Annotated in this window: 14 protein-coding genes; 13 read left to right on the top strand and 1 reads right to left on the bottom strand. The window is 61.6% G+C overall.

The features are described from left to right. Positions 1 to 371: 371 nt before the first annotated feature. The 12 genes from CFU_RS18720 to CFU_RS18670 all read left to right on the top strand — a co-directional run bounded on the left by CFU_RS18720 (position 372) and on the right by CFU_RS18670 (position 20,557). A complete protein-coding gene (locus tag CFU_RS18720; RefSeq protein WP_014007576.1) occupies positions 372 to 6,716 on the top strand; it encodes an Ig-like domain-containing protein in 6,345 nt (2,114 codons plus the stop codon). 174 nt (positions 6,717 to 6,890) lie between these two features. Continuing rightward, on the top strand, positions 6,891 to 7,847 hold the full coding sequence (locus CFU_RS18715) for an OmpA family protein (RefSeq protein WP_014007575.1): 957 nt from the start codon (positions 6,891 to 6,893) through the stop codon (positions 7,845 to 7,847). Between the two features lie 388 nt (positions 7,848 to 8,235). Continuing rightward, positions 8,236 to 9,243: a DUF475 domain-containing protein gene (locus CFU_RS18710; RefSeq protein ID WP_041743679.1), complete on the top strand. Its 1,008-nt coding sequence runs from the start codon at positions 8,236 to 8,238 to the stop codon at positions 9,241 to 9,243. Between the two features lie 427 nt (positions 9,244 to 9,670). Then, positions 9,671 to 10,033: a hypothetical protein gene (locus CFU_RS18705; protein WP_148264885.1), complete on the top strand. Its 363-nt coding sequence runs from the start codon at positions 9,671 to 9,673 to the stop codon at positions 10,031 to 10,033. 345 nt (positions 10,034 to 10,378) lie between these two features. Then, the gene (locus CFU_RS18700) at positions 10,379 to 10,660 is read left to right on the top strand and encodes a type II toxin-antitoxin system RelE/ParE family toxin (protein WP_238531342.1); all 282 of its coding nucleotides are present in this window, start codon (positions 10,379 to 10,381) and stop codon (positions 10,658 to 10,660) included. Then, positions 10,650 to 10,961: a helix-turn-helix domain-containing protein gene (locus CFU_RS18695; protein WP_081466507.1), complete on the top strand. Its 312-nt coding sequence runs from the start codon at positions 10,650 to 10,652 to the stop codon at positions 10,959 to 10,961. The genes CFU_RS18700 and CFU_RS18695 overlap by 11 nt, the downstream gene beginning before the upstream one ends. 393 nt (positions 10,962 to 11,354) lie before the next feature. Next, positions 11,355 to 12,875 (top strand): Ig-like domain-containing protein, encoded by a 1,521-nt coding sequence (locus CFU_RS18690; RefSeq protein WP_041742394.1) that lies wholly within the window; start codon positions 11,355 to 11,357, stop codon positions 12,873 to 12,875. 543 nt (positions 12,876 to 13,418) lie between these two features. After that, entirely contained in the window at positions 13,419 to 15,641 is a 2,223-nt protein-coding gene (locus CFU_RS18685; RefSeq protein WP_014007570.1) for a type I secretion system permease/ATPase, read from the top strand. A 161-nt stretch (positions 15,642 to 15,802) separates the two neighbouring features. Beyond that, positions 15,803 to 17,050, top strand: a complete 1,248-nt coding sequence (locus CFU_RS18680; RefSeq protein ID WP_014007569.1) for an HlyD family type I secretion periplasmic adaptor subunit — start codon at positions 15,803 to 15,805, stop codon at positions 17,048 to 17,050. A gap of 4 nt (positions 17,051 to 17,054) precedes the next feature. Further along, positions 17,055 to 19,160: a TolC family protein gene (locus CFU_RS25395; protein WP_050808648.1), complete on the top strand. Its 2,106-nt coding sequence runs from the start codon at positions 17,055 to 17,057 to the stop codon at positions 19,158 to 19,160. A 10-nt stretch (positions 19,161 to 19,170) separates the two neighbouring features. Continuing rightward, a complete protein-coding gene (locus CFU_RS25240; RefSeq protein ID WP_274377034.1) occupies positions 19,171 to 19,746 on the top strand; it encodes a TolC family protein in 576 nt (191 codons plus the stop codon). Positions 19,747 to 19,936: 190 nt separating this feature from the next. Beyond that, positions 19,937 to 20,557, top strand: a complete 621-nt coding sequence (locus tag CFU_RS18670; RefSeq protein WP_238531341.1) for a DUF2968 domain-containing protein — start codon at positions 19,937 to 19,939, stop codon at positions 20,555 to 20,557. A 16-nt stretch (positions 20,558 to 20,573) separates the two neighbouring features. Here CFU_RS18670 and CFU_RS18665 read toward each other — a convergent pair whose 3' ends face one another. Beyond that, complete coding sequence (locus tag CFU_RS18665) at positions 20,574 to 21,758, bottom strand: EAL domain-containing protein (RefSeq protein ID WP_041742391.1); 1,185 nt, start codon at positions 21,756 to 21,758, stop codon at positions 20,574 to 20,576. Positions 21,759 to 21,988: 230 nt separating this feature from the next. On the opposite strand from CFU_RS18665, the gene CFU_RS18660 reads away from it, so the two are divergent. Further along, entirely contained in the window at positions 21,989 to 22,615 is a 627-nt protein-coding gene (locus CFU_RS18660; protein WP_014007564.1) for a response regulator transcription factor, read from the top strand. Positions 22,616 to 22,647 lie beyond the last annotated feature (32 nt).

Below are 22,647 nucleotides of genomic sequence, written 5' to 3'. Positions count from 1 at the left end.
CCCGGCCGTGGCTATCGCCGCGATAGCTGTCTCATAGACAGGTACTGGCTCCCAGCGCTATCACGCTAAAACGACGGTCTGACGACGCTCGGACTTGTCCTACTTTCTTTGCGGATTTTTCCTCTGCCGAAGTCAATTCGAGCCTACAGACCGCAAGTTGTCTCATCTCTAAAATCCGCTCTACGTCGAAGCTCGGCAACCACGAAAGATGTCTTTCACGGCCGGGTTTTACTGCGCATGGGGTGTAGCTGATTTTATCGGACACGCCGGCACGCGCAAGACCGCAGTCTCAAGCGGCACAACCGTGTTGTGGCGTACCGTCGCTACCACCGTTCACATTAAGCAATTCAGTCTTTTAAGGAATTATTATCATGGCAGCAAGCGCAGTTAAAGTAATCGTGGTCGATGGCAAGGAAATCACGCAGAGCGTGGACCTCCGCACGACCAAGCAAGGTTCCGCCACCAAGGTGAAAGCCATCAAGGGCGGCAAATTCATCCTGGCCGATGCCGACACCGGCGCAGCCCCGGAAAACATCACCGTACACCGCGTCGGCAACGACCTGCACGTGTCCCTGGAAGGTACCGGTTACGAAGATCCTGAGCTGATCATCGAAGGTTTCTACAGCGCAGACGGGCAGGGCGAAGAGCTGGTCGGCGTGGCCGAAGACGGCGCATATTACGAATACATCGCTTCCGATGCGGAAGCTAACCATGAAGCCGGCATGCTGGGCGAAGGCGTGAGTTCCCCGCTGGTGCTCGGCCGCAACCCGCTGGTCGGCTTCGGCAGCGGCCTGGTGCCTGCAGCCGGCATGAGCTGGCTTGGCCTTGGCCTGTTCGGCCTGGGCGCGCTGGGCCTGATCGGCGCGGCGCTTGCTGGCGATAACGGCGGCGGCAACGGCGGCAACCCAGGCAATCCCGGCGACGGCGGCAACCCAGGCAATCCTGGCGACGGCAAGCTGACCATCGGCGACATCACCGACAACGTCGGCACCACCACCGGCTCGATTCCTCCCGGCGGCAGCACTGACGACAACACCCCAACCATCATCGGCGACGGCGGCACCCCGGGTAAAGTCATCACCATCATCGACAACGGCAAGCCGATCGGCTCGACCATCGTCGACGACGACGGCAAGTGGACATTTACCCCTGACAATCCTCTGGACGACGGCCCGCATGAGATCGTCGTGATCGAAGACGGCAAACCGCCATCGGACGGCCGCGATATCATCATCGACACGGTCGCGCCAGCCCAGGTCCTGATCGAATCGGCCTTGGACGACGCCGGCAGCAGCACTGGCTTCCTCGACAACGGCGCCATGACCGACGACAAGACCCCGACCCTGAGCGGCAAGGCTGAAGCCGGTTCGCTGGTCAAGCTGTACGCCGACGGCAACGAGGTTGGCAGCATTGTCGCCGACGCTGACGGCAACTGGACCATCACCTCCAGCGAACTGCCTGACGGCCCGCACAAATTCACCGCCACGGCGACTGACGCCGCCGGCAATGTCGGCCTGCCATCGGCAGACTGGGTGGTCGTGGTCGACACCATGGAAGGCAAGCCAGCCATCGGCGACGTCACTGACGACGTCGGCAGCAAGACCGGCACCATCCCTAACGGCGGTGATACCGACGATAACACCCCGACCCTGAGCGGCGGCGGCGGTGGCGGCCTGACGCCTGGCAGCACCGTGGTCATCAGCGATGGCGGCAATCCTATCGGCACCGCGATCGTGGGCGACGACGGCAAGTGGGAATTCACCCCGCCGCCGCTGGATGACGGCAAGCATGACTTCACCGTCGTTGTTACCGATCCGGCTGGCAACACCAGCGATCCGTCCGATCCATGGACCGTGAACATCGACACCCTGGCGCCGGATGCACCGACCATCGACCTGGTCATCGACGACCAGGGCGCTTCGACCGGCCCGCTGACCTCGGGCGGCCCAGCCACCGACGATGCGCAACCGACCGTCAGCGGCAAGGCCGAACCGAACAGCATCGTCACCTTGTACGACGGCGACAAAGCTGTCGGCTCCACCAAGGCGGACGCCAGCGGTAACTGGACCATCACGCCAGACTTCCCGCTGTCCCTGGGTGAGCATAACCTGACCGCCAAGGCCAGCGATGCTGCCGGCAATATCAGCGATCCAAGCAACCAGTTCGACCTGGATGTGGCTACCGGCGGCGTGCCGACGGCGCCCGCCATCATCGGCGTGAACGACGACAACGGCGCAACGCCTGTCCCTGTTGCCGAGAACGGCTTCACCAACGACAATACCCCGGTGGTAATCGGTACTGCACCTGCCGGTTCCGTGGTCATGATCTATGTCGACGGCAACCCGGTCGCACTGGGTTCGGCCACGTCCGATGCTGACGGCAACTGGAGCTTCCCGGTGCCGGCGGCTAACCCGCTGACAGACGGCTTGCACAACTTTACCGCCAGCGCTGGCGGCGTGTCGACCGGTCAATATCCGATCAACATCGATACCACGGCGCCAGGCGCCTCGACCGATCTGTCGCTGATCGATGACGTCGGTGCGCGCACCGGCGAAATTGCCGACAACGACACCACCGACGACGCCAACCCGACTTACAGCGGCAAGGCCGAGCCAGGCACCAGCGTGGTTGTCATCGTTGATGGCGTGCCGGTCAAGACCGTGCCGGTCGACGCCGGTGGCAACTGGACTTATACGCCAGAGACCCCACTGGCCGACGGTGCGCACACCATCAGCAACCAGGTAGTGGACCAGGCTGGCAACAGCAGCCCGGTCTCTGCCCCGACCCATTTCATCGTCGACACCGGCGCCGTAACGATTGCCATCACCCAGGTCGATGACAATGAAGGCAGCATCACCGGTCCGATCAGCAACCATGGCGTCACTGACGACACCACACCGACCGTACACGGCACAGCCACCGCCAACAGCCTGGTGCACATCTACGTCGACGGCAACCCGGTTGCAGTCGGTTCAGTGATGGCCGATGGCAACGGCGATTGGGTATTTACCCCAACCCTGACCGAAGGTCCGCACACCATCACGGCAACCTCGACCAACGCCGCCGGCGTGGTCAGCGACAGCAATGAGTTCGACCTGACGGTCGACACCACTGCCCCAGCCAAGCCGGAAATCGGCGACGTTATCGACGACGTTGGCACCCAGACCGGCAGCATCCCGAGCGACGGCGGCGTCACCGACGACACCACCCCGACCCTGGTCGGCGGCGGTCTCACTCCGGGCGACAAGGTCATCATCAGCGATGGCGGCAATCCTATCGGCACCGCGATCGTGGGTGACGACGGCAAGTGGGAATTCACCCCCACCACGCCGTTGAACCCGGGCGACCATGAGTTCACCATTGTGGTGGAAGATCCGGCCGGCAACACCAGCGATCCGTCCGATCCATGGGATATCGTCATCGATACCGGTGTGCCGGATGCGCCGACCATCGACCTGGTCATCGACGACCAGGGCGCTTCGACCGGCCCGCTGACTTCGGGCGGCCCAGCCACCGACGATGCGCAACCGACCGTCAGCGGCAAGGCTGAACCTGGCAGCATCGTCACCTTGTACGATGGCGACAAAGCCGTCGGTTCCACCCAGGCAAACGCCAGCGGCGACTGGACCATCACGCCAGACTTCCCGCTCGACCTGGGTGCGCATAACCTGACCGCCAAGGCCACCGACGCTGCCGGCAACGTCAGCGATCCAAGCAACCAGTTTGACCTGGATGTGGCCACCGGCGGCGTGCCGACGGCGCCCGCCATCATCGGCGTGATCGACGACGACGGCGCCAGCCCGGTCAATGTTGCCCAGAACGGCTTCACCAACGACAATACCCCGGTAGTAGTCGGTACTGCACCGGCCGGTTCTGTGGTCATGGTTTATGTCGACGGTAACCCGGCGCCACTGGGTTCAGCGACTTCCGATGCGGACGGCAACTGGAGCTTCCCGGTACCAGCGGCTAGCCCGCTGGCCGACGGCTTGCACAACTTTACCGCCAGCGCTGGCGGCGTGTCGACCGGCCAATACCCGATCAATATCGATACCGGTATTCCGGCTGCTGCAACCGACTTGACCCTGATCGATGACATCGGTGCGCGCACCGGCGAAATTGCCGACAACGACACCACCGACGACGCCAACCCGACTTACAGCGGCAAGGCCGAGCCAGGCACCAGCGTGGTCGTCATCGTCGATGGCGTGCCGGTCAAGACCGTGCCGGTCGACGCCGGCGGCAACTGGACTTATACGCCAGAGACCCCGCTGGCCGACGGTCCGCACACCATCAGCAACCAGGTAGTGGACCAGGCTGGCAACACCAGCCCGGTCTCGGCTCCGACCCACTTCATCGTCGACACCAGCGCCGTGGCGATTGCCATCACCCAGGTCGATGACAACGAGGGCAGCATCACTGGACCGATCGCCAACCATGGCGTCACCGACGACACCACGCCGACCGTGCACGGCACGGCTACCGCCAACAGCCTGGTCCACATCTACGTCGACGGCAACCCGGTTGCGGTCGGTTCAGTCATGGCCGATGGCCTCGGCAACTGGGAGTTCACTCCGACCTTGACCGAAGGTCCGCACACCATCACGGCTACGTCTACCAACGCCGCCGGCGTGGTCAGCGACAGCAATGAGTTCGACCTGACAGTGGACATCACCGCGCCAGGCAAGCCAGCCATCGGCGACGTCATTGACAACGTTGGCGACCATACCGGCACCATCCCGAGCGACGGCGGCGTCACCGACGACACCACCCCGACCCTGGTCGGCGATGGCCTCGATCCGGGCGACAAGGTCATCATCAGCGATGGCGGCGATCCGATCGGCACTGCCATTGTGGGTGACGACGGCAGATGGGAATTCACCCCGACCACGCCGCTCAATCCTGGCGACCATGAGTTCATCATCGTGGTCGAAGATCCGGCCGGCAACACCAGCGAACCGTCCGATCCATGGGATATCGTCATCGATACCGATGCGCCAGCGGCACCGACGATTGACAACGCCTTCGACGATGTGCTGGGACATACCGGCAATATCGGCAGCGGCGGCCTCACCAATGACAACACCCCGCAGCTGAGCGGTACAGCAGAACGCGGCAGCATCGTCTTCATCCGTGACGGCGCCAACGTCATCGGCTCGGCCACGGCCGATAGCGGTACGGATCGTTGGGTATTTGACGTTCCGGCACTGGCTGGCGATGGTAGCCATACGTTCACCGCAGTGTCGGAAGATGCAGCGGGCAATTCTAGCCCGGTGTCGAACAACTATGATCTGATCTTGGATACCACGGCGCCAGCGGCACCGACGATTGACAATGTGCTCGATAACGTTGGGATTACCGGCAACATCGGCAACGGCGGCACGACTGATGATTCCACCCCGACGATCAGCGGCAGGGGCGAGGTTGGCGCTATCGTGACGCTGTTTGACGGCGCTAACATAGTCGGCTCGGCGCAAGTCCGGCCGGACGGCACATGGACCATCGATGTGAATGCGCCAGTGGGCGGCCATACCTATACCGCAACGCAAACCGATGTGGCGGGCAATACAAGTCCGGATTCAGCCCCCTACGGTTTGAATGTCGTGCCGTTTGCTCCGGTGGCATTGAGTGAGAATTTCGACGCAATGGCTACTGCTAATTTTGGTACGGCAGACCAATCGTTTGTCCATAACGGATTGCGTTTTTCCGTTACTAATCTACAAACACCGAATAGTTTTAACGGCATCGGTCCAGCCGACCCTACTTTCGATCCGGGAAATACCAGCAATAAGCTGGCCGCAAATGGCATTGTTACGGTTGCTATTGACAATGCTGGAGAGGCAACAGGGATTTCAATCCGGATTGGTAACATCAATACGAATATGGGCCCTGGCATGATCGAATTCCTGGATAAAAACGGGGCTGTGGTAGGAACACAAGCAATCAATGCTGGCTTTGATACTGGTTTCCAGCAGATTAGCTTCAATCTTCCTGCGGGCTCTTATTTCAGCAGTTTCAGAATGACGCCAGGCATTTTAGTCAATGGGCCGGATGCGGGAAGCATGGACTGGTGGACATATGACAACATCGTGGTCAACGGAGTGCTGTATCCCCCAGTTGGCACCTTTGGAACGGAAGAAGTGCCCCAGGATGCCAGCAGCGTAGACAGTCTGACGCATGCCACTGCAGGCCAGGACGATGCGACGGCGAATGACGACGATGCAACGACCAGCACGCACAATCCTGCTGACGATCCGGCTCCAGTGATTGAGGGGGCTGCGTCGTTCACCGTGCAGGAAGATGTCCAGGTACACGTCGAGCAAGCAGGCGACAGCCCTGTGCTGGTGCTGGAAGGCGCCAACCAGGTGCTGGATATCTCTGCGCTGACTGCGGCCGAGCAGGCCAAGGTCGCCGACGTCAAGGTGATTGACATCACCGGCACCGGCGACAACACCCTGCACCTGTCGCTCAACGACGTCCTGGAGCAGGGCGGCAAGGGCTTGTTCATCGACGACGGCAAGACCCAGATGATGGTCAAGGGCGATGCCGGCGACGTCGTCAACCTGGATGACTTGCTGGAAGGCGTCAATGCTGAAGGCGACTGGACCCAGGCCGCCGGCTCGGTGACAGTCGAAGGCGTGGCGTACAACGTGTACCAGCATACCGGCCTCGAGGCCGAGCTGCTGGTGCAGCAGGGAGTCACCACCAACCTGAGCTAACGCTTTCTCTCTGCGGCAAGACGTAGGGTGGGCACCTGTGCCCACGCGGTGTGCTCCTTGAGCAATACAGCGTGGGCAGAAAAACCTGCCCACCCTACGCAGTTCCTTGCAGCCTTCATTGAAGTCTTTTTTTAATTTATTCGTCCGGCCATGTTGCCGGACTGGAGCTAAACCATGTTGAAACATTCGAAATTTATCTTTAGCGCGGCATTGAGCGGTGCGCTGCTGTTCGCCGCCGCCATGCCGGCCGCGGCGCAAGAAGCGCAAGCCGGCAAGGCGGAGCGCCAGATTTTCGGCGCCACCTACAGCCCGGTGCCGACCGTCAAGCCAGGCCAGGCCCAGGTGGTGTACTACCGCGCCATCCCGGCCGGCCAGCGCACAGCAGGCGGCGCCCACGTGTACGTGGACGGCGAATTCCAGACCTCGCTGCTGCCAGGCGGCTACTCAGTGTTCTGTGTCGCTCCCGGCTCCCACACCCTGGGCGCTTATCTGAACGACCAGCCGCTGTACAAGGGCAAGACCGTGGATCTGTTCAAGGCCAATCTGGCTGACGGCGCCACCTACTTCCTGAAAGCGACGGAAGACGGCAGCAGCGGCGCCCCGGTGCCGGTTGCGCGTGATGTTGCCGAGCGTGAACTCGCCAATTCCCGTGACCAGATCCACGCCTTGTCGCGCGCTTCTGCGGTGCAGGCTTGCAACAACGGCGCCGCCTATGCTGCCCCGGTAGCAGCGCCGGCCTATAAAGACTACACCCTGAGCAGCGACGTCTTGTTCGCCTTCGGCAAATCCGGCTACCGCGACATCAGCGCCGCCGGCCGTACCGAATTGGCCAAGCTGGCGCAGACCCTGCAGGCGCAGCCTGAAGGCATCAAGCACATCACCGTGATCGGCCATGCCGACTTGATCGGTAAAGCCGATGCAGCACAACGCCTGGGTGCAGCCCGCGCAGCGACGGTCAAGCAATCCCTGGCCGAGAACGGTATCCCGGCCCAGCTGATCCAGACCGAAAGCCGCGGCAATACCGAACCGGTCGACGACAGCTGCCGCAAGACAGCCACGCCAGCCAACATCGCCTGCAACGAGCCGAACCGGCGCGTGGTGGTGCGGGTTGAAGGACAGCGCAAGAACTGATTGGCCGTAGGGTGGGCAGAAATCTGCCCACCCTACCTCTGGATGCATGTAGTCAGGGCCGCTTAGCACCATATGCTAAGCGGCCCTCATTTTTTGGTCAGGCAAGCATCAGTAATGTGGGCGGGCTCGCAGGCGGCCAAGGACAAGCAACGTGCAACATAGGATTTTTCCTGCACATCCTTCGGATTTATTTCCTGGCGATGCCAATCTTTCCCGACAGACCCCACATCGCGCCCTCCCTACAATCGCCTCTTCAACACACTGGATCTGCGGATGGCAGTGTGGCCGGCCATCGATATCTGCCGGCACGGCAGCGTTGGAGGTTCGGGGCAGCGACTGCCGCGACGATGACGCATGCGTCCTGTCTCCTTGTGAAAGAAATCCTATGCTGCTGCAAAATTTCAAAATCCCGCTGTCCCTGACCTTGCTGGCCTTGCTGATCGCTTACCTGATGGGCGGCGTGGAAGACATGCTGATCGTCGCCATCCTGCTGGTGCTGGAAATTTCGCTGTCGCTGGACAATGCCGTGGTCAACGCCTCGGTACTGAAAAACTGGTCGAAAAAATGGCAGGACCGTTTCATGACCTACGGCCTGCCGGTGGCCGTGTTCGGCATGCGCTTCATCTTTCCCCTGCTGATCGTGGCGATCCTGGCCAATATGGATTTCTGGTCGGCGCTCACCCTGGCGCTGGAATCGCCTGCCCAATACGCGGCTATCCTGCAATCGGCGCATCACCAGGTCGCCGCTTTCGGCGGCGCATTCTTGCTGATGGTGTTCTTCCAGTTCATGCTGGACCGGGACAAGGAGGCGCACTGGCTGGGCTGGCTGGAAGCGCCGCTGGCATGGCTGGGCCGCGTCGCCGCCATCGATGTCGCGCTGACCCTGGGCGTGGTGGTGCTGGCGTCTTACCAGGTGGCGGCTGCGGAGCAGGTGGCTTTCCTGCTGGCCGGTATCGCCGGCGTGATCGGTTTCGTGGTTGCCCACGGCATCGGCAGCCTGCTGGGCGACGGCAGCGGCGACCGCGTGGTGCGCGAAGGCGCCGCCGGTTTCCTGTACCTGGAAGTGCTCGATGCCTCGTTCAGCTTCGATGGCGTGATCGGCGCTTTTGCCTTGTCCAACAATATTGTCGTGATCGCCCTCGGCCTGGGCGTGGGCGCGGCTTACATCCGCAGCATGACCCTGGTGCTGCTGCGCAAGAACACTCTGGTCGAATACAAATACCTTGAGCACGGCGCCTTCTGGGCCATCGGCGTGCTGGGCGCCATCATGTTTGTCAATGTCAGCTACCACGTTCCTGCTGTCGTCACTGGCCTGGCCGGCGCTGCGTTGATCGGACTGGCTATAGTAAGTTCGATGATTGCCAGGAAAAATGACGAAAAATGCGCCGTGGCCTGATCGCGCGGCAAGCTTCTTCTTCCGCTGACAGCTTGGTAGGGTGGGCAAGGTTTTTTTGCCCACGCGGTGCCGTGGATATTCGTGTAACGGAGCTTTGTATCTTGTCACGTCCGTGTGGGCACAGGTGCCCACCCTACGCGAACTGTTTAGGTCAAATGCGTATTGTCGAAGGAAAGAATCGCGTTTATGGTTGGTTGTCCCTGAAAAAAATGGGGATCAGGTTTAGCAGCCTGGAATGCAAAAAGCGCACAAAAAACCGCGCCGTGCGGTTTTTTTGTGTGTAACCTTTGTACGTCTCAATGGACGGCAATGGTAGGGAGCCTTCGGGCTGCCGGTTTTCCTTTTTGCACCGGTCTGCTAACCCCGCCATCTGCCGTCCTCCCGTTTAGCAGCGAGAGCCGGCTTAACCGCAATTATGGAGCTCATCATGGCTAGCCTCGACACGTCTGCACAATTTCCCCACCCCTCAATCAAAGCCGATCACCAGCCATTCTCATGGCTGGCTGAAGAACTACGCGTCGACGCCGCGATGCAATTCCTGGCGCACACACTGGACATGGCGCAAGGCATGCAAACCTGCCTGGGCCTGATCCATGCCAGCAACCAGGCACGCGAGGAAGGCGATCCCGCCAGCCCGCCGACGCTCAATGCCGCCGATACCGAATGCCTGACGCGCCTGACGATGGCCGCCGCCGGCATGCTGGCGGAACAGGCCGGAAGACGTATCGACGTTCTCAATCAACGGCATACAGAACGGGCGAGTCAAGGTATACACGAAAGGGCAACGTGACCACTATCGAGAAATTCATAGAACGGCAACGCCCAACCCCGGTTTTTCGTTGCGCTCAACAAACGCAGCTAACTGGGGTCGGAGTGAACTTTCGCAGTGCTTTTTGCAGAAACTTCACTCCGACCCCACTTAGCGGCCTACGGAGTACATGCTTCATCCTAAAAAGAACAAAACCGCGTAACACGCTGTGTCGTTCTCCGAATCCGTCATGCGAGGTCGGAGTGGTGCCACGAGATAAGTATTTGTGTAGTCATGAGGTTACAGAAATACACGTCAAATTGTAACAAATATGTTATTATCGAATATCAGGTTAGTTACTATAGCCAACAGATCCAGGCAGACATTATGTCCTTGCCGGCAACGCTGCAGGCACGCTATCTCAGCTTGACCGCCAGAATGAAGATTTACGGCCCTCATTTGGGGGAGCCTCATACCAAGGTGCTTGGCAATGGCTTGCTTGAGTTACGCTTGAAGGGCGCGGAAGGCATTGCCCGTGTTTTTTATTGCACGATGGTCGGGAAGCAGATTGTCATGCTGCACAGTTTCGTCAAGAAGACACAAAAAATTCCTTTTAAGGAAAAACGGATTGCAGAAATTCGCATGAGGGAAGTTAAAAATGAGCGCTAAACGTATTCCCCCGACCATGACGCATGAAGAAATGCAGGCTCGGATGCTGCAGAATCCCGTTGTCCAGGCTGAATACGAACGCTTGAATCGCGAGGAGTTTGCCATTCTTGACGAAATTTTAGCGGCACGCAAAGCGGCTGGACTCACCCAGGCACAGATTGCCGAACGTATGGGAACCAAGGCGCCAGCCGTGGCGCGCCTGGAAAGTTCATTAGCTTCGGGTAAGCACTCTCCTAGCATCAATACATTACGCAAATATGCGGCAGCGCTTGGAAAACGCCTCGAAGTGCATCTGGTGTAACGCTGTTTGCCAGCATAGCTTCTGCTTCCCATAAAGCTGACCGCTAGCGCTGGCAAGGAATCTTGCCCACGGATTTCAGGAGTACTTTCGCGTCACAGTGTGCCGATCCGACTTGTGGCCCGGCGGACTTGCCCTGATGCTAGAGGCATACCTGGATGTCCATTCGTTCAAGAGAATTTTTCCTACAATCATGTCGGATTTATCCTCGGCCGACGGACGCCACTCCCTACAGACCGCACCTCATCCCCTCTCTAAAATCTCCTGTATATCGATCTATGGTGAGCGAAGAACGTGTTTCGCCAGCAAGGGATCGCGCCACAAGCGGCTGCCGTGCGCCCGGATATCCCGGCCAGGCAGCAGCCTTATCGGCTTACCTAAGGAATGGACAGGGCAATGAACGCAGACACATCACTCGCCGGCAACGATCCGCACGCCTCTCTGGAAGATGCGGTGTTTGCCGCCCTGAGCCCGGACAGCGCGCATGCGCGGCCGGCGGGCGAGGCTGACGCCGGCGCCCACCATGAATACACGGCTGTCGACGCCAGAAGCGATTACGACAGCGGCATGATGGGCGATGCCCTGGGTGCGGCGCAGGCGCAAGGCCAGAGGCAGGCGCAAGGGCAGGGCCATGCAGCCGGCCGCCACGGCCTGGGCCAGTTCAACCATGGTGTGCTGAGCACGGCCGGGGCCATGCTGGGCGAGGGCGAGCACCATGAAGCCGGCGACAGCGGGGTCGGCCACCTGGCGCTCGGCGGCGCTGCTGACAACACGGAAAAGAAACCGGGCGTGGCAGCCAACAACCACGGAAAGGAGGAGAGCTGGTCGGCGCTGCACCACGAAATCGAAGTGGCGATCAGGACGGAGCCGGCGGCCGACAGCGGCCACCACGCCACGCCGGCGATAGCTGACGAGCAACACACGTGGGACTTCATCCATGAAATCCCGCACCCGGAAGGCGTGCACAAGATTGCCCCCATCGTCGACAGCGCACATGAGATTACGGTCAGCGAGACTGGCGGGCAGCTGTTTGCCGGCCGCGACAGCCTCGGCGCTGTCGCGGCGCCGGTCCAGTCGATGCCGGAACCTGTGCCGGCCGAGCCGTCGGCCAGCGACCCCGCGGACACCGGCTCAACCCTGGGCGGCAAGGTCGAGCCGGGCGCCAGGGTGTCCCTGTACGACAACGGCGCGCTGGTCGATACCGTGCAGGCCGACGCCGACGGCAACTGGGGCGCCTCGCCGCAGCTGGGTGAAGGTGCGCACCAGCTCACCGCCATGGCGGCCGACGCCGCAGGCAACCAGACGGTGGCGTCGAATCTGACGATAGTGGTGGCCGAACAGGCGGAACCGCAGGCCGACAATGCCTCCCTTGCGACAGCCGATGGTTTCAATGCCGGCCTGGTGCCGGAGGCGCTGCAAGGCCATGGTTTTGCGGCTGATTTCGACGCTCTCTCGGCGATGCTGTCGGCAGCCGGTGCGTCTGCGGATGATCTCGCGCACCCGAGCGCAGTGTCGGAATATGCCGCATTCTCGCTACCGGACGATGGCCAGATGCAGGTCGAAGGCGCCGACGACAGCAGCGTCCTGAAACTGGATAGCGCCAGCCAGGTGTTCGATCTGAGCGCGCTGTTCCATGGCCTGCAGGCGCCTGCAGTGGCGGAGGCGGGCGGCAGTCCGTTGACTCTGGCACTCGGCGACGTGCTGGAGCCGGGCGCCAAGGATCTGTTCGCCGCCGATACCACAACGAGCCATGACCATGCCGGCGCTACGCTAGTCCTGGAAGACCTGCTGGCCGACAGCAGCGACTGGGCGCATGCCGCAGACGCGCTTGGCGGCCAGGCCTACAGCGCTTACCAGCCAGCAGCGCAGGGCCTCGATTGGCTGCAACAATACGGCGCCGAGAACCAGCCGGCTTAAATGGCCGTCAGTACAGCGTGGGCACAGGTGCCCACCCTACCATGGGCGCCGGTGTCCATGTGGGCGCGCCGGGATGCGAATGTCCTCGGCATGCCTTTCGTAGGGTGGGCACCTGTGCCCACGCGGAGTTCCGGGACACGACGTCCGTGATACGAATGCCGGCGGTACCGCGTGGGCACGGGGTGCCCACCCTACGGGGCGCTTGAATGGGCGACGGCAACGCATGTGACATACGCCAGACCATGCCCGTCAGCCATATTTCCTGGCATCAGATTTTTCCTACATACATGACGGATATTTTCCCCAACGGCGCCCGCCGCCCCCTACAGACCTAACGTCATCCCCCCTCTAAAATCCGCTCTGTGTCGAGACGCCGCAATCACGTAAGGTTTTTCCGGCGACCGGGCTTGAAAGCGCTGAGGTGTTCCTCCGCAGCTGATATGCCGGATCGGCGCTCGCAAATGGATTCTTTCGGCTGGACAGCTTTGTGTGCATCAGGCCGGTCCGGATAAATAAAAGTTACCTTGAAAAGTACAACCCATCATGTCAACAGAAACAACTCCTGCAGCGCCCGTCGAGCAAGCTGATATTCCGGTGACGACCAGCGTGGTCGACACCATGCTGGCATGCACCATGCTGATCTGCGATTACTACGGCGTCGGCCGCAGCGCCGAAGCCATGTGCGCCGGCCTGCCCAAGGGCCGCCTGCTGGAGCCGGCGCTGGCCTTGACCGCGCTGACCAATGCCGGCCTCAGCGGCGGCTTGGTGAAGCGCCGCGTGCAAGAGCTGTCGCCGCACCTGATGCCGCTGATCCTGCTGCGCCAGGACCGCGGCGCGGTGATCCTGACTGGCCGCCGCCTGAACGAAGAGCGCAAGCCCATCTATCAGATAGTGATGCCTGAAGTCAGCAACGAGATCGTCGAAGTCAACCAGGAAGAGCTCAATGAGTGGTATGCCGGCCACGCCATCCTGGTCAAGCCGCAAGCCAAGATCGATGCCCGCGCCGGCGAAGAAACCGCGCGCAGCGAAGGCCACTGGCTGTTCACCACGCTGTGGCGCTACCGCCGTTACTACTACAGCGCCGCCCTCGGCGCGCTGCTGATCAATGTGCTGGGACTGGCCAGCATCTTCTTTACCATGAATGTGTATGACCGTGTGGTGCCGAACCAGGCTTACGCCACCTTGTGGTCGCTCGCCATCGGCGTTGTCATCGCCATGATTTTCGAAGCGGTATCGCGTTATGTGCGAGCGCACTTGCTCGACATGGCCGGCAAGAAAGCCGACCTGGTGATGGGCACCATGCTGTTCCGCCAGGCGCTGTCGGTGCAGATGGAGCACAAGCCGGCTTCTTCCGGTTCGTTCGCCAACCAGTTGCGCGAATTCGAATCGGTGCGCGATTTCGCCACGTCGGCCACCTTGTCGGCGATTTCCGACCTGCCGTTTGTATTGCTGTTTGTCGCTGTCATCTTTTCGGTCGGCGGCTGGCTCGGTTTCGTACCCCTGACGCTGATCCCGCTGATCATCGGCATCAGCATTTTCGTGCAGTGGCCGCTGGCCCGCACCATGCGCGAGAACCTGCGCGAATCCTCGCTCAAGCAGGGCGTTCTGATTGAATCGGTAGAGGGCCTGGAAACCCTGAAATCGGTCGGCGGCGAAGGTTACATGCAGCGCCGCTGGGAAACCTTCAGCGCTGCCCAGTCGGCCACTAGCATGAAATCGCGCATGATTTCCAGCCTGGCGATGAACGTGATGACTTCCCTGCAGCAGGTGCAGACCGTGGTGCTGATCGTCTTCGGCGTCTACCTGATCGGCGACGGCACCCTGACCCAGGGCGCGCTGATCGGCACCGTGATGCTGGCCGGCCGCGCCGTGGCGCCGCTGAACCAGGTGGCCGGCCTGGCCGTGCGTTTCCAGCAGGCCAAGGCTGCCCTGCAGTCGCTGAACCGCCTGATGGCGATGCCGATCGACCGCGATCCGAAAATGGAATACCTGGCCAAGCCGCCGCTGAACGGCCAGCTGACGCTGAAAGATGTCAGCTTCGCTTACCCGGCGCCGCCGATGAAGCCGAATCCGCAGGTGCTCAAGAAAATCAACCTGTCGATCAAGGCCGGCGAGCGGGTCGCCATCCTGGGCCGTATCGGTAGCGGCAAATCGACGCTGCTGCGCATGATGGCGCGACTCTACATGCCGGTCGGCGGCCAGATGTTCACCGACGGCCTGGACGTGGCGCAGATCGATCCGGCCGACTGGCGCAAGGCGGTCGGTTACGTCGGCCAGGAAGCACGCCTGTTCTACGGCACCCTGCGTGAAAACATCATGATCGGCCGTCCCGACGCGCCGGCCGAAGAATTCCTGAACGTGCTGCGCCTGACCGGCCTCGACGCCGTCGCCAGCAAGCATCCGATGGGCATCAACCTGCCGATCGGTGAAATGGGCGAGGGCCTGTCGGGCGGCCAGCGGCAGCTGGTGGCGCTGGCGCGCTGCCTGCTGGTCAATCCGCAGCTGATCCTGTTGGACGAACCGACCAGCGCCATGGATACCCAGACCGAAGCGATCTTCATGCAGCATCTGGCGCGCGCTACCGAGGGCCATACCGTGGTGATCGTGACCCATCGTCCGTCGCTGCTGTCGATGATCGAACGCATCGTGGTGGTCGACGATGGCAAGGTGGTCGCCGACGGACCGAAACAGAAAATCATGGCAGCCCTCAGCGGCAACAGTGCTGCAGCCAAGAGCGCAGAAGAAAAGACGCCGCTGGCCGCGTGACCACGATAACCGGAGCGCCGTCTCTCGTGCTCACGAAATGGATATATAGAAAATTTCCGCGTGGGCATGTTGTGCCCACCCTACGAGGCATTGGACGAACAAGAAAAAGCGGCGGCTGCCGCGCAATCAATTAACGGAATATTTGGACAAAAGGTGTAGTTATGAAATGGATGCAATGGATTCGACGAAGCAAGCCCGATGCTGCCCAGCTGCAGCCGGGCGACGCGGCGTTCATGAACGATCTGCGGGAATCGCTGCTGACCCAGACTACGCCGGGTTCGAAAGCCGTCCTGTACCTGATCGCGGTAGTCATGGTAGTGGGCCTGACCTGGGCGAAATTCGCCAAGGTCGAGGAGATCACCCAGGGCGAAGCCAAGATCATTTCCAAGAGCCGCGAACAGGTGATCCAGAGCCTGGAAGGCGGCATCCTGGCGGCGATGGACGTGCGCGAAGGCGGCATCGTCGAGAAGGGGCAGATCCTGCTCAAGATCGATCCGACCCGGGCCCAGGCCAGCTATCGCGAAGCGCTCTCCAAGCAGATCGGCCTGGAAGGCTCGATCGCCCGTTTGCGCGCCGAGGCTTACCAGCAACCGCTGGCGTTCCCGGACATCGTCAAGAAAGATCCGGCCGTGGTGCAGCAGGAAACGCTGGCCTATAACGCCCGTCGCCACGCCTTGGACGACAGTTTGTCGTCGCTGCAGAACAGCTACAACCTGAGCGCCAGGGAAATCGGCCTGGCCGAGCCGTTGGCAGCCAAGGGCCTGGTGTCGGAAGTGGAAATCCTGCGCATGCGGCGCCAGGCCAACGAACTGAAATCGCAGATGGTGGAACGGCGCAACAAGTACCAGGCCGACGCCAATTCCGAGCTGAGCAAGCTGGAACAGGAACTGTCGCAGACCACAGAGAACCTGGTCGGGCGCGCCGATATCGTCGAGCGCACCACGGTGCTGGCGCCGGTGCGCGGCACTATCAAGAACATCAAGGTCAATACCATAGGCGGCGTGATCCAGCCGGGCGAGCACATCATGGAAATCGTGCCGCTGGAAGACCAGCTTCTGGTCGAAGGCAAGATCAAGCCGGCCGACGTCGCCTTCCTGCGGCCGGGCCTGCCCGCCACCGTGAAAGTCTCGGCCTATGAATACGGCGTGTACGGCGGCCTCAAGGGCACCGTGGAACTGATCAGCCCCGATACGCTGACGGACGACGCCAAGGCCGCGGCCGGCCGCGATGCCACCTATTACCGGGTGCAGGTGCTGACCGACAGCAGCTACCTGGAGGCAGGCGGCAAGCGCTTGCCGATCATTCCCGGCATGACGGCCACGATGGAAATCCGCACTGGCGAGAAAACCATCCTGGATTACCTGCTGAAACCGGTGTTCAAGGCGCGTGAAGCCTTCCGGGAGAGGTGAGATCATGAAACTCCGTCCAATTTGCCTGGCGATTGGCGGCTGCCTGAGTGCGGTCGCCGGCCTGGAGCCCTTGCATGCGCAGCAGCTGACGATACAGCGTCCGCTGCTGGAGTGGGCCAGCGAAGTGCAGGTGGCGACGCCTGTCGTCGCCGCGCCCCAGCCCGTTGCAGCGGCCGCTCCGGCGCCCGTCCTGCGCGCCAGCCAGCCGGTTGCTGCTGCGCCTGCGCCGCAGGTCCATGTTGCCGCTCCAGCGCCAGCCCGCACCGTCGCGGTGACGGCGCAGAAAAAACCTGCGCCGCTGGAACCGATGCGCATGGCTGAAAATGTTTCGGCCCTGCCGTTGCCGGTACGGCCAGCCGCCGCGCCGGCAGTCATGGCGCCGGCAGCGCCGTCTCCGGCACCTGGAGCGCCGACGCTGGTGACCCTGATTCCCGCCAGCGCGCCGCCGGAAAAGAGTTTCGCTCGTGCTGCATTGAGTAAAAACAAGCCAGTGCCGCTGCCCGCACCGGTTACACCGCCAGCCCCGACCGTGGCGGCCGCTCCGGCGCCGGCACGGCAGGTCGCTACACCGGTAGTAGCAACACCGTCGATTTCTCCACCGGTGCCTGAAACGCCACCAGCGCCGTCTTTCGTGACGCTGATCCCGGCCGCCCCGCCGTCGGCAGCATCTATCAAGGCAGCCCAAGCAGCCCAGAAAGCCCAGGCGGCGAGGGATGCTCAAGCAGCAAAGCAAGCCGAAATGGCAAAGCAGGCCGAAATGGCGAAGCAAGCTGAAATGGCGAAGCAAGCTGAAATGGCGAAGCAAGCTGAAATGGCGAAGCAAGCTGAAATGGCGAAGCAAGCTGAATTGGCGAAGCAAGCTGAAATGGCGAAGCAAGCTGAATTGGCGAAGCAAGCTGAATTGGCGAAGCAAGCTGAATTGGCGAAGCAAGCTGAATTGGCAAAGCAAGCTGAATTGGCAAAGCAAGCTGAATTGGCAAAGCAAGCTGAAATGGCGAAGCAAGCTGAATTGGCGAAGCAAGCTGAATTGGCGAAGCAAGCTGAAATGGCAAAGCAAGCTGAAATGGCAAAGCAAGCCGAAATGGCAAAGCAAGCCGAATTGGCGAAGCAGGCAAAGCACGCTGAAACAGTAAAGCAAGCTGAAATGGCGAAGCAAGCTGCATTGGACGAGCAGGCTGAAGCCGCGACGCTGGCTCTGGCAACGAAAGCAGCCCAAATGGTGCCTGCGCCGTCGAAGCCGGCTGGCCGTGCGCCGCTCAACCTGACGATGCCGTCGCGCCTGGCGTCAGGCAACGACGAAGATCTCACGATGCATACTGCAAGCGCAAGTCCGGTTGCCGTGACAGGCAAACCTATGCCGGTCAAACCCTTGAATGCGACGCAGACCAAGGTCGCCGATGCAGCCAGCTCGCGCTTTGCGCAATGGCTGACGGCTGCTGGCGATACCGACAATGAAAAACTGGTGCCGACCATGAACGAAGCCGGCTTGCGCCAGGTGATGTACCGCGCAGTCGAACAGGCGGCGCAGAACAGCCCGCTGGTGCGCCAGGCTTATGCAGAATACGAAGCCGCGCTGGCCGACGTCGACGAGACCAAGGGACAGCGCTGGCCGCAATTGAATGTCGGCACCAATTCCAAGGCAGTCGCGCTTGGCGGCGGCAGCGCCAACAACGATAACAGCAGCGCTGGCGTCAACCTGAGCCTGACTACCACGGTATTCGACTGGGGCCAGAACAAGAAAACCATCGCCAGCCGCGAACAGCTGGCCGTGGCTACGCGCCAGCGCTACGAGGCGGAGCTTGAGAATTCGGCGTTCACGGTGGCCAGCAACCTGACCGAACTGGCGAAAAACCGCCTGACCGTCGACATCAGCCAGCAATACGTGGAACGCATGGGCATGCTGGTCAGCATGCTCAAGGAAATCGTCGAGGTCGACCGCGGCCGCGGGAGCGAACTGACCCAGGCCAAGGCGCGCCTTGCTGCAGGCGGAATCGAACCGCGACAGCGTGGCGGCCAAGGTGCAGGAATTCGAACTGAACATCCGCAAGCTGATCGGCGATGCGCCTATCCCGGCGCTGCCGGGCCGCGTGTGGCCGCTGCAGCCCGCTGACCTGCCTGCCATGCTGGCGACCATCAACGACCATCCGTCGATCAAGCAGGCCGAAGCCGAAGCCGATGCCGCCGACCTCAATGTCGACGCCATCAAGGCTTCTTCCAAGCCGGCCCTGAACTGGGTGGTCAACAAGAGCACGGCGCGCGATACGCTGGGCCGCGAGCAGCCGGTGCAGACCATGCTGTCGATCAACTGGGCCGCCTTCCGCGGCGGTTCGGGACGCGCGCAGCAGGCAGCAGCTTCGCAGCGCGCCGCCGCCAGCCGCGAAAAGAAAGGCCAGCAGCTGCTGGACCTGGAATATAAGGTGCGCAACGCCGACCAGAATGCCAGGACGTCGCTGCAGCGCGCCGACCTGTATCACAACCTGACCGGCGAAACCGACGGCGTGCGCAAGGCCTTCTTCGAGCAGTGGTACCACCTTGGCAAACGCACTTTGCTCGACGTGCTGTCGGCCGAGAGCGACCACTACAACAACCGGGTCAGCGAGATCGCCAGCCGTTTCGACGGCTACCAGTCGATCTTGCAGGAATATACCGGCGCTGGCCAGCTGGCCAGCTGGCTGCGCGGACCGCAGCCTAAATGATAGGTGATGGCTCAGGGTGCGGCGTAGGGTGGGCAAGGTTTTCTTGCCCACGCGGTGTGCGTCACATCCGCGTGGGCACAGGTGCCCACCCTACGGGTAATGAACGAAATGCATCTATGCAAAAACGAATAGTTGTATCAACTGATTTCCGGAGATAAGAATGCGATCCAGGCCAGCGATGAAGTTTTCCATGCACAAGATTATCGGCCTTGCCCTGCTCGGGCTGGCGCCGTTAAGCGGCGCCGCCCTGGCGGCAGGCGCGATGCCAGCCATGGCGCCTGCCAGTGGCGTTCCTGGCGCCAGCCCCGGCTCGCTGGCGGAGCTGAAGCAGAGATTGAGCAACAAGTCGGTGCGGGAATTGCGCACCAGCTACAGCGGCGAATACGGCACAACGCTGCTGATGGCCGACAACGCCCCTGTGTTTTACGTGGCGTTGCTGAACCAGAAAAGCTTGTGGCGCGTGCTGCGCTTCGACAACCTGGCGCTGGCCGAACGCAGCTACGCGCAATTGTCGCAGCGCAGCGCCGACTGGGCCGGCGAAGAAATCCGGCTGCAGGTCCTGAATGCGCAGAGCCAGGCGCTGGAACGCTCGAAGCTGGAAAGCGAAGCGCGCCTGGCGGCCTTGAATACGGACATGCAGATCATGCAGAGCGAGCAGGCGCGCATCCAGCAAGGGCGGCAGGCGGCGCAGAGCCAGGCCAGGGCTTCGGAAATCGAACGGCGGGCATACCAGATCCAGCTGGACCAGCTGCAGCGCAATATCCGGCAGCTGGAGTCTCAGCTGTCGGGCGTGCACGGCCCGGCAAACTGAAGAAAGCTGCGGCAGTTCAGCCCAGGCGCTGGCGCAGGGCAGGCTGTATCCATTGCGAAAACGCCTGCTCGTCCATGGCTTCGGCATACCAGTCGCCGCTGCCCAGCTGGCATCCCAGGTGCAGCAGCACCTGGTTTTCCTGCCAGTTATGGACGCCGTCGATGATGACCTGGATCCCCAGCGACGCTGCGCTGGCAATCGCGGCGGTCATGGCAGCGCGGCAGTCTTCGTGATCGCGGCTTGGCCGGGTATGCCGCGCATCCAGCTTGAGCTGGTCGAAAGGCAGCTCATGCAGGCGTTGCAGGGACGGCAGGTTGGCTGGATCGGCCTGCAGCGTCAAGTGGCAGCCGGTAAGGCGCAGGCGCACCAGGTTTTCCATGGTCACCAGCGGCGCCTCGGCGAAATCGGCAGCGTTGACTTCCAGCGACAAGGAAGCCGGCGACAGACGGTAGCGTTCCAGGTAGTCCTGCACCATATCGGGCAGGCCGGCCGACTGCAGCTGCACATCCGCCAGCGGCACCGAGACGTTCAGCGTCAGGTCGCGCCGCTGCAGGGTGGAGATGAAGCGCAAGCCCTGTTCGGTGATGTGCCGGTTGACGGTGTAGCGCTGGTCGGCACTGAGCTGCGGCATGAACAGCGCGGGCGACAGCAGGCCGTGCAGCGGATGCTGCCAGCGGCACTGGATCTCGAAACCGGTCATGTCCAGCGTGTGCAAGGCGTACTGTGGCTGGTAATAGGCGCTGAAGTCGCCCAGGAATACATGGCCGCCGAGGGCGTCGTGCAGCTCCGTCGGTTGCAGGGCTGCGGGAGACACTGCGGGCGGCTGGCGCTGCAGCAGTTTGCCGAGCAGGGGCGTGGGTATCGGCTTGCCGATATCGCCCAGCACCGGCAAGCCCGACTGCGCGGCCAGGAACAGCACCGAGCGGCGCAGGCTTTCTTCGACTGCGCTGCAGATCAGGATCGCCGGCCGCAGGCGGTGCGCAGCCAGGCGCCGCAGGAATTCGATGCCGTCCATCTGCGACATGCGGATATCGCAGATGACGACGTCGAGCTGCTCGAGGCGGTCGATCTGGGCCAGCGCGGCGGCGCCGTTGGCGGCTTCGCAGGTGTTGTGGTAGCCCAGCATGCCGAGCTGCAGCAGCATCGCCATGCGCTGGGCCGGATTGTCGTCGAGGACGAGGATGGATTGCTGTTGGTTCATCACGATGGTGTTGGGTATTGACAGGTGGATTTCGAGAAATCGATTGTCCGGCTGTTGCGGCAGAAACGATGTAGGGAGGCGCGATTCAGTGTGTCGGATTTTTCCTGAAATATTGTCGCTATGCCATGGTCCCCACAAGTTGCCGAATTGCATGTAGGATTTGTCTTAATCCGAGAGCAAGATAGCGGCGAGAGGGGTATTGTTGTTTTGTTTTCTTGACGGAGTAATACGTGAGTAGAATTATGATTGTTGACGACCATCCAGTGATTTGCATGGCCGTGAGGGGCCTGCTGGAAGCGGCGGGCCATGAAATCGTGGCGGAAGCCAATAATGGAGTGGATGCGGTGCAGCTGGCGCGTGAACACAAGCCGGACATGATCGTGCTCGATATCAACATCCCGCGCCTGAACGGCCTGGAAGTGATTGCACGGCTGGAAGCGCTGGATTTCCCCAGCCGCATCCTGATCCTGACCTCGCAAAGCGCCCAGCATTTCGCTTACCGCTGCATGGAAGCCGGCGCCGCCGGTTTCATCAGCAAGCAGCAGCAGCTGGCCGAATTGCAGAACGCTACCTACGCCATCCTCGGCGGCTACCGCTATTTCCCGGACCTGGCGTTCCAGGGCAAGCGCAAGCGCGGCCTGCAGACTAGCGAAGACGAGCTGATCGAGCGTCTCTCGGACCGCGAGCTGGACGTGCTGCAGCAGCTGGCCAACGGCGTGCCGAGCAAAGATATCGCGGTCAGCATGCTGATCAGCCCGAAAACCGTAAGTACTTACAAGACGCGCCTGCAGGAAAAACTGCATGCCCAGTCGCTGGTGGAGCTGATCGACATTGCGCGACGCAATGGCCTGGTCTGAAACCATGTTGCGCCGGCAGTTGCTCCGGTTTC

This window comes from Collimonas fungivorans Ter331 (genome assembly GCF_000221045.1).
In the GTDB taxonomy this organism is placed as follows: Bacteria; Pseudomonadota; Gammaproteobacteria; order Burkholderiales; family Burkholderiaceae_D; genus Collimonas; species Collimonas fungivorans_A.
The sequence above is the reverse complement of the archived record's forward strand: the minus strand, read 5'-3'. Positions and strand labels throughout refer to the sequence as shown.

What these genes read in the sequence shown, in the direction of transcription:
- CFU_RS18705 (WP_148264885.1), top strand. Translation starts at nt 9,671, where the DNA reads ATGGCTAGCCTCGACACGTCTGCACAATTTCCCCACCCCTCAATCAAA.
- CFU_RS25240 (WP_274377034.1), top strand. Translation starts at nt 19,171, where the DNA reads ATGCTGGCGACCATCAACGACCATCCGTCGATCAAGCAGGCCGAAGCC.
- CFU_RS18695 (WP_081466507.1), top strand. Translation starts at nt 10,650, where the DNA reads ATGAGCGCTAAACGTATTCCCCCGACCATGACGCATGAAGAAATGCAG.
- CFU_RS18685 (WP_014007570.1), top strand. Translation starts at nt 13,419, where the DNA reads ATGTCAACAGAAACAACTCCTGCAGCGCCCGTCGAGCAAGCTGATATT.
- CFU_RS18680 (WP_014007569.1), top strand. Translation starts at nt 15,803, where the DNA reads ATGAAATGGATGCAATGGATTCGACGAAGCAAGCCCGATGCTGCCCAG.
- CFU_RS18670 (WP_238531341.1), top strand. Translation starts at nt 19,937, where the DNA reads ATGCACAAGATTATCGGCCTTGCCCTGCTCGGGCTGGCGCCGTTAAGC.
- CFU_RS18665 (WP_041742391.1), bottom strand. Translation starts at nt 21,758, where the DNA reads ATGAACCAACAGCAATCCATCCTCGTCCTCGACGACAATCCGGCCCAG.
- CFU_RS18715 (WP_014007575.1), top strand. Translation starts at nt 6,891, where the DNA reads ATGTTGAAACATTCGAAATTTATCTTTAGCGCGGCATTGAGCGGTGCG.
- CFU_RS18720 (WP_014007576.1), top strand. Translation starts at nt 372, where the DNA reads ATGGCAGCAAGCGCAGTTAAAGTAATCGTGGTCGATGGCAAGGAAATC.
- CFU_RS18690 (WP_041742394.1), top strand. Translation starts at nt 11,355, where the DNA reads ATGAACGCAGACACATCACTCGCCGGCAACGATCCGCACGCCTCTCTG.
- CFU_RS25395 (WP_050808648.1), top strand. Translation starts at nt 17,055, where the DNA reads ATGAAACTCCGTCCAATTTGCCTGGCGATTGGCGGCTGCCTGAGTGCG.
- CFU_RS18700 (WP_238531342.1), top strand. Translation starts at nt 10,379, where the DNA reads ATGTCCTTGCCGGCAACGCTGCAGGCACGCTATCTCAGCTTGACCGCC.